The sequence below is a fragment of the Puniceispirillum sp. (SeqCode) genome, from assembly GCF_965657105.1.
Classification (GTDB): Bacteria; Pseudomonadota; Alphaproteobacteria; order Puniceispirillales; family Puniceispirillaceae; genus Puniceispirillum.
Genome location: NZ_CBFHNB010000078.1, coordinates 1 through 7,337, shown reverse-complemented (window position 1 = coordinate 7,337; position 7,337 = coordinate 1). Strand labels below are relative to the sequence as shown.

7 protein-coding genes and 1 tRNA gene are annotated in these 7,337 nt (G+C 54.1%); 3 read left to right on the top strand and 5 right to left on the bottom strand.

What is annotated here, in order from left to right; genetic code table 11:
* Positions 1-14: 14 nt before the first annotated feature.
* From ACTF7Q_RS09700 to hemC, 5 genes are all read right to left on the bottom strand, one after another.
* Positions 15-88, bottom strand: a tRNA-Thr gene (locus ACTF7Q_RS09700).
* A 107-nt stretch (positions 89-195) separates the two neighbouring features.
* On the bottom strand, positions 196-1,533 hold the full coding sequence (locus ACTF7Q_RS09695) for a heme biosynthesis protein HemY (RefSeq protein ID WP_438997636.1): 1,338 nt from the start codon (positions 1,531-1,533) through the stop codon (positions 196-198).
* The gene (locus ACTF7Q_RS09690; protein ID WP_438997635.1) at positions 1,533-2,693 is read right to left on the bottom strand and encodes a hypothetical protein; all 1,161 of its coding nucleotides are present in this window, start codon (positions 2,691-2,693) and stop codon (positions 1,533-1,535) included. The genes ACTF7Q_RS09695 and ACTF7Q_RS09690 overlap by 1 nt, the downstream gene beginning before the upstream one ends.
* On the bottom strand, positions 2,690-3,583 hold the full coding sequence (locus ACTF7Q_RS09685; protein ID WP_438997634.1) for a uroporphyrinogen-III synthase: 894 nt from the start codon (positions 3,581-3,583) through the stop codon (positions 2,690-2,692). Before ACTF7Q_RS09685 ends, ACTF7Q_RS09690 begins: the two co-directional genes overlap by 4 nt.
* Before the next feature lie 55 nt (positions 3,584-3,638).
* On the bottom strand, positions 3,639-4,661 hold the full coding sequence (gene hemC / locus ACTF7Q_RS09680) for a hydroxymethylbilane synthase (RefSeq protein WP_438997633.1): 1,023 nt from the start codon (positions 4,659-4,661) through the stop codon (positions 3,639-3,641).
* An 87-nt stretch (positions 4,662-4,748) separates the two neighbouring features.
* On the opposite strand from hemC, the gene tsaD reads away from it, so the two are divergent.
* The 3 genes from tsaD to ACTF7Q_RS09665 are packed head-to-tail and all read left to right on the top strand — an operon-like array spanning position 4,749 to position 7,263.
* Positions 4,749-5,822, top strand: coding sequence for a tRNA (adenosine(37)-N6)-threonylcarbamoyltransferase complex transferase subunit TsaD (tsaD, locus tag ACTF7Q_RS09675; RefSeq protein WP_438997632.1), 1,074 nt, complete (start codon positions 4,749-4,751; stop codon positions 5,820-5,822).
* Positions 5,819-6,793: an NAD(P)H-dependent glycerol-3-phosphate dehydrogenase gene (locus ACTF7Q_RS09670; RefSeq protein WP_438997631.1), complete on the top strand. Its 975-nt coding sequence runs from the start codon at positions 5,819-5,821 to the stop codon at positions 6,791-6,793. Before tsaD ends, ACTF7Q_RS09670 begins: the two co-directional genes overlap by 4 nt.
* A 50-nt stretch (positions 6,794-6,843) precedes the next feature.
* Positions 6,844-7,263 carry an EVE domain-containing protein gene (locus ACTF7Q_RS09665; protein WP_438997630.1) on the top strand — a complete coding sequence of 140 codons (420 nt, stop codon included), beginning with the start codon at positions 6,844-6,846 and terminating at the stop codon, positions 7,261-7,263.
* Positions 7,264-7,337: the final 74 nt, after the last annotated feature.

Genomic DNA, 7,337 nt, shown 5'->3' with positions numbered 1-7,337 from the left:
TGTAGGTGAGGTCATGGTGCCCGATGCCAGAATCGAACTGGCGATTGATGATTACGAATCAACTGTTATACCACTTAACTAATCGGGCTGATCTATAGCGCTAGGTGCCATATTTGGTATAATTTGCTTTACCAATTTTGACAATCCAACTGTTTAGGCCAGATAATCTGGCTAATCCTGGTTAATAAGGCGGCGTCAGACAGGCTCATCAAATAACGGCGTTAGCCGGTCTGGCCGCTGCCAGACAAGCTGGGCAAAGCTGTCACAATCGGGGCAATGGCTTTGCCAGTCATCATGCAGGCTTTTGCAGGCACCACATTGCCAGCCTTGCGGGCGTGGGGCTTTGCTGGCCGCAACAAGGGCCGCATTGGCATCATCCTGATGACCATTGGCCTGTGCAATACGTGCCGCCACCTGCCACGCATCGGCATCACGGCGGTTTTCGGGTATCGCGGTGATCTGGCCAGCGGCTTCACCATCAAGCCCCACATCAAGCGCCTTATTGGCGATAATGCACCGCGCCGCATCAGCTATATTCGCATCAGCTGGAATCAGCGTCATCAGCTTGGCGATGAATCCACCATCATTTACCTGCCATGCTAGCTTCAGCCGGTTGGCGATCTCGGCATGCGGGGTGACGCCAAAAGCCTTTTCCAGCATTTTAACCGCTTTCCGGTTAGCGCCTGTTTCAAGATATATGTCGCTGAGCATAAGCACCGCTGGCACAAACCCGGGCGCATCCTTGATGATCCGTATCAGCAGTTTTTGCGCGCCCTGACGATCGGCATTCTGGGCATGTTCACACGCATCCATATATAACAAAGTGGTGCGTTGTGACTGAATATTATCGCCGCCTTCATTCGATCCCGATTGCCCGGATCGCCGCTGGCTGGCAAGCACATCAAGTGCTGGCAAGGCGGCCTGCCAATTATGTTTTGCCGCTTCAAGTTGAACAATATGCGCAGCAGCCAATGTCGATTTGGGTCGCAATGCCAACGCCTTGCGGGCTGACGCCAGCGCGGCATCAGGCGCATCATCGTCGAGCGCCAGCCGCATCATGCCTATATGCCCCAGAAACGCGCTGTCATCTTCGGCAATCAGGCTGGTGAAATATCGTCGCGCAGCCTGATGATCGCCAGCCAAGGCCGCGGCCTGTGCCGCCAGCAGGTTGGTCAGTTGCGGGGCATCCAACAACCGGCGCGCGCGTGCGGCTTGGCGCTTGGCTTCGGCGGGTTCACCTGCCGAGACCGCCATCAAACCCAATGTCAGCGCTTTATGACCAGCCACATCGCGGCGCTTCTGTACCGAACTGCCAAGCCAGCCTGGCAGTGATTTTATCAGCCGGTAAAGCCGGTCAAAAAATACCATACCCAGCGCAAATATAATGACCAACGCCACCGCAAGACTGGTGCGCATTTCAAGCCGCCATCCCAGCCACTCGACCTGCACATATCCTGGTTGCGCGGCCAGCCAACTTGCCGATGCTGCCGCTGCCAGAATGAACAGAAATAAAACCGCAAGCCGTATGAGCATTACCCGGCCTCGGCCATATCTGCCAGCACCGCGGCCACAAGCTGTGTTATCGCCGCATCAAGAGCATAGCGCGCCTTCGCCACCCTCTGCCATTCGGTCAAAGTCGGCACATCACGCCCTTGCCATGCTTGTGCCACCTTCAAGGCAGCATCAAAATCATTCGTTGTTACCGCAGCTTCAAAGGCCGCAAGCTGACCTGCCGGGCTATCAGCCGCAAGGTCAGTCGCGCGCAGATTAACCAGCTTGCCAAGCTTGGCACCTGCCTGTCCTAGCAAGGAGTCATCCTTGTCCTTGCTATGCAATGTATCAGCCATGGCGGCAATCACCATATCTGCATTATGTAGCAAGTCAGCACGGCTTGGAGGGTTGCGCGCCAATATGTCAGAAAGGCTATCCACATCAAAATCGAGACCGCCTTTTATCACAAGTGCCTGCAAAATATCATGCCACTGGCTTACTGGCCGGCCAGCCATATTGTCAGCCAGCAATCCACTAACTGCCACCAGTGCCGCTTGTGACAATATAGCAGCTGGTTGCGCCGCTTCTATGGGTTGCGACACGTCACGCGATAACAGCTTGGCCGAATCAGCGTCGATTTTCAGGTCTGTTGTCAGGTCTGTTTTCGGGTCTATTGTCGAATCTGTGGCATCCTCAATCGATGCTGATACGTCCCTGCCATTTGCCAGCTCGGCCAGTGTCGCCAAATTATCTTCAAGCGTGCTAAGACGCGTTGCCAGTTCCACCAGACGCTTTGCCGCTTCGTCACTTACAACCACACCTGTTGGCAAGGCCGCTACCTGTTCGGTGATCTTTGCGTCCAGATCACGCCGGGCATCATCATAGGCCTGCTTATTATCATCAACCAAACCTTCCAACGCTGTCAGCCGCATGTTCAAGGCATCGACCTGCGCACGCGTGGCTTCCTGTTGTCCCAAAGCCGTCTGATCCTGACTTTGATAAAGGCTATATGACGCCACCGCGAGGCTGATAACAGCCGATGCCACTGCCGTGATAATGCCAGCAGACACCCCCAAAGATATCCCTACAGTATTTTTTGCTGACATGGTTGGTTCACGATCAGACGATGAGGCCGCCGATGGTTTTTCGACCGCATCACCCTCAATCGTATCAGCAGACGGTTTTTTTGCTTTTAACGTCATCCTGCCCTGCCCTTATCTATTCCCTGCCGCCTCTGGTTGGCCTGACGATTTGCCGCCCGACGATCTACCGCCCGACGATCCACTAATGTCGCGATCGCCAGAATGCGGCTACGAGACGGTCTTTTACTGACCCATATATGTTCCCAGCCTGACCCGGCCGCATCAGCAATCGCCGCGCTACCCGCGATGACGCTTATTCTGCTTCTATGTTGCCACAGATTTCCCGCTTTAAGCAATTCGACAAACAAGGCTGCGGTGCGGGCTGACATAAGAATGACCGAAACCATACCCCTATTTTCCAGATGCTGTGCAACTGCCGGATCGACAATTTCAACAGGAACCATGTCATAAACCGGCATATCAATGACGCTGATATCATGCACCGCTAGCGCCGCCTGCATATCAAAACTTTTTTGCGCGGCTGATGGCCACAAAACAGCCAGACCGCCAGCCAGATGTGCTGCTAGGATTTTCGGCACCAGCCCCGAACCGCCGCCATGGCCAACCGTGACATCCTTGAATCCCGCCAGCCGTGCTGCTATGCCCGTCGCCGTGCCGACGACAAAGACCGGCTTATCTAACCAAGAAGCCAATCTTGGTGTTTCGAGTCTCAGTGTTTCGGTAAAACAGGTAACAGCATTACGGCTGGTAAAAATCAACGCTGAAATAGCTGTGGCGTCGGGCAGGTCATAATGCGTATATGGCACCAATGTCATCACCGGCATAGCCATGGCCGCCACCGCGCGTCTTTGCAGTGACGCCACATCACGCATCGCATCGGCAAGAGGGCGGGTGGATAATGTCAGATGGTGCTTTTTATGTGCCATCGCATCACTTTGCTTGATCCAGCTTGAATAATCGACAGGGCTATATTTGTGAACATAGCGCATTTTGCATATTGATGCTGAGCTTTATTATCCGGTGTTTTAAAATAGCTGTTTGCGCTTAGGCCAGAAAGCCGCGCCCACCTGCCTCATCAAGCAACGCCACGCCAACATTGATGCCAAGCGTCACCGCCTCATCCTTGCTAGCTGTCATTGTGCACCGAAAGGCGGCGCTACCATCGGTGCTAAGCACCATACCATCCAGACGCAGTGTCTTATCATCAACAAAGCGGGCGCTGGCGGCAATGGGTGTGTGACAGGACCCGTCAAGATACGCCAGCATCGCGCGCTCGGCTGTAACCTCGATCGTGCTATTGATACATGCTAATGGGGCTACCGCATCGAACACCGCCTGCTGGCGTGTTGCCTTTTCACCTTTTGCTAGGCTTGGGTCACATAGCTGCACGGCTAATGCGCCTTGCGCCGCCGCCGTTGGCATGATCTGTTCGTCAAGCGGGGTATAATCAAGCGTCAATTTCAGACGCTTCAGCCCTGCAACCGCCAAAATGATCGCGTCGTAATCACCCTGATTAAGCTTGGCGATACGTTTATTGATATTACCGCGTAAAAGCGTAATGCGCAGATCCGGGCGATGATGCAATAGCAAAGCCCGACGCCGCACTGAAGATGTGCCCACGATAGCACCGTCAGGCAGCGCATCAAGATCCGCATAGCCACCAAGCAGCGCATCACGGCGGTCTTCACGTGGCAAAACTGCCCCGATCATTGTACCAGCGGCAAAATCACTTTCCATATCTTTCATGGAATGCACCGCCGCATCGCTTTCTCCGTCCAGCAGACTACGTTCTAGCTCTTTGATGAAAACACCTTTACCGCCTACCTCGACAAGCGGACGATCAAGAATACGATCACCCTTGGTGGTAAACGGCTCAATCCGGCTTACAACCGGTTTCAGGGCAACCCGCACAAGTTCGGCCTGCGCCATCGCAAGCGTTGACGCACGACTGGCAAGCACAAGGGGGGTGGCAGAAAAATAACTAGCGTCAGGTTTCATCACCGCCATATCTAATGCGCCAACGCCCGCTTGCATAGCCCAAAAAAGCGCCAAAAAATCTAGTATCAACCGCTTGCACCATGATACCATACTGTCAACGCCGATAATGCGGCCTGAAAATCTGGAAAGATCACCCCCCTAATGGCGAAAGACGTAATGGCAAAAGATTTTACCATCCTGGGCATAGAAAGCAGTTGTGACGAAACCGCTGCCGCCATTGTCAGTGCTGACAAATCAATCCATGCCAATAAAATTGCATCACAAATCGAAACTCATGCCAAACATGGCGGCGTTGTTCCAGAGGTAGCTGCCCGGGCACATCTAGATATGATTGACGATGTTATTGCCGCGGCACTTACCGATGCTGATATGACATTTGATGATATTGACGGCATTGCTGCCACTGCTGGGCCTGGTCTTATAGGCGGGGTTATTGTTGGGACGGTTGCGGCCAAAGCGATCGCCGCCGCTAGATCCATCCCCTATTATGCTGTCAATCATCTTGAAGGCCATGCGCTTAGTGGCCGCTTATGCAGTGACATCGACTTTCCCTATCTTTTATTACTGGTGTCTGGCGGACATACCCAGCTTCTGGCGGTCACTGCGCCTGGCACATATCATCGCATGGGCACCACGATGGATGATGCCGCTGGCGAGGCTTTTGACAAATGCGCCAAAATCATGGGGCTTGGCTATCCGGGCGGCCCTGCCATTGAAGCCGCCGCCGCTTCAGGTGATGCCAAATCGATTCGCCTGCCACGCCCATTACGCGGCGCAGATAATTGTCATTTTTCCTTTTCCGGACTGAAAACCGCTTTGGCTACAAAACTGGCACAATTAGGCGGTGTCCAGACGGCGCCAATCCACGATCTGGCGGCCAGTTTGCAAGCTGCCATTGCCGATTGCCTTGCCGATAGAACCAAACGCGCGATGCAGATTTTCGCCACCCAAATCAACACCGAAACCACTAACACCACCAACACCCTTGTCATTGCTGGCGGCGTTGCTGCAAATAAGGCAATTTTTGCCCGGCTTCACACCGAAGCTGATGCGGCTGGATTTCAGATTGTTGTGCCGCCGGCAAAATTATGTACTGACAATGCCGCGATGATCGCTTGGGCAGCACTTGAACGTCATGACCGGCCAGACCAACTGGATTTTGACCCCCGCCCCCGCTGGCCGCTTGATCCTGACGCCAGCCCACCGCCAGGCCGTGGGGTGCGTCAATGACTATGAATCCGGTGATCATTGGGGGCGGTAGCTGGGGGTGCGCCATTGCCAGTGCCTTAATCCGCACAGGCCAGCATGTTGAGCTTTTGGTGCGCCGTCAGGCAACTGTCGATGCGCTTGCCGCTGGTCGATGTGTGCAATTGCCTGATGCCGCGCAGATGCCGTCAATGACGGCCAGCCTTGCGCCGACATGCCTGCAAACGGCCAGTATGATTTTTGTTGTGGTGCCGGTTGTCGCCAATCCAGCCGCCTTTGACACCATTGCCACGCATGCAACAACTGGTGTACCGGTCATTTTATGCGCCAAGGGAATCACAAGCCATAATGGCCAGGGCGCTCAACTCCTGACTCATGCCGCACAACAGGCGTTACCTGATCATCCGATCGCGGTCTTTTCGGGGCCCAGCTTTGCCGATGAGGTTTTGGCTGGCCTGCCTGCCGCCCTTGTCGCCGCCGCAACATCAGCCGCTGTTCTGGAGATGATTCAAACCGCCTTTCAGCACAGCAATATCCGCGTTTATACCCATAATGATCCAGATGGGCTAGCGCTGGCGGGGGCGATGAAAAATGTCGTTGCTATTGCCGCCGGATGCGCCGTGGGGCTGGGGCTTGGCGATAATGCCAAGGCGGCGATCATAACCCGTGGATTGGCCGAAATCTCGCGCCTGAATCATGCCATAGGCGGCGATGCCGAAACCATTTTCGGGCTTGGTGGCGTTGGTGATCTGGCGCTAAGCTGTGCCGGGCCGCATTCGCGTAATATGGCTTTTGGCCTTGCTCTTGGCGCTGGTGATGCTGTGCCGGACAAGCTTGCCGAGGGCAGTCGCACCGTTGCCGCATTGGCGTTAATGGGGCGTCACAAAAAGGTTGATCTGCCGATCACCAACGCGATTGACATGGTGCTGAACCACGGACAGAATTTAGATGACGCCGTCAAATCTTTGCTCGCACGGCGCCCCGGCACCGAATAATATAAGTGCCGAATCAGATGGACTTAAAGACCTGCAAGGAGACGATAGCAATGCAATATTGGCTCTTAAAATCCGAACCATCATCATGGTCGTGGCAAAACCAGCTTGATCGCGGTGACACGGGCGAAGGCTGGGATGGTGTTCGCAATTATCAGGCGTCAAACAATATGAAAGCGATGCAGATTGGTGATCTGGCCTTTTTTTATCATTCGGTAAATGAAAAGCAAATTGTGGGTATTGTTGAAATCTGTGCGCTTTATCATCCTGACCCTACCGACGCGTCAGGCCGTTTTGGCATGGTCACGGTCAAGGCAGTCAAAAGCGTCACCAAGCCGGTAACACTTGCCAGCATCAAAGCCGATGAACGGCTTCGGGATATGGCACTAGTCCGGCAAGCACGCCTATCGGTCACACCTGTTACCGCACCGCAATGGGACATCATCATGGATATGGCCGAAACGACACTCTAGAGCAAATCCCGAACAGATGGAAACATCTGTGACGACGCATTTGCGTCAAAAATAAATAGAGCAAATCCCGAACA

Coding starts and splice junctions, on each gene's coding strand:
- tsaD (WP_438997632.1), top strand. CDS start 4,749: ATGGCAAAAGATTTTACCATCCTGGGCATAGAAAGCAGTTGTGACGAA.
- ACTF7Q_RS09695 (WP_438997636.1), bottom strand. CDS start 1,533: ATGCTCATACGGCTTGCGGTTTTATTTCTGTTCATTCTGGCAGCGGCA.
- ACTF7Q_RS09670 (WP_438997631.1), top strand. CDS start 5,819: ATGACTATGAATCCGGTGATCATTGGGGGCGGTAGCTGGGGGTGCGCC.
- ACTF7Q_RS09685 (WP_438997634.1), bottom strand. CDS start 3,583: ATGCGCTATGTTCACAAATATAGCCCTGTCGATTATTCAAGCTGGATC.
- ACTF7Q_RS09690 (WP_438997635.1), bottom strand. CDS start 2,693: ATGACGTTAAAAGCAAAAAAACCGTCTGCTGATACGATTGAGGGTGAT.
- ACTF7Q_RS09665 (WP_438997630.1), top strand. CDS start 6,844: ATGCAATATTGGCTCTTAAAATCCGAACCATCATCATGGTCGTGGCAA.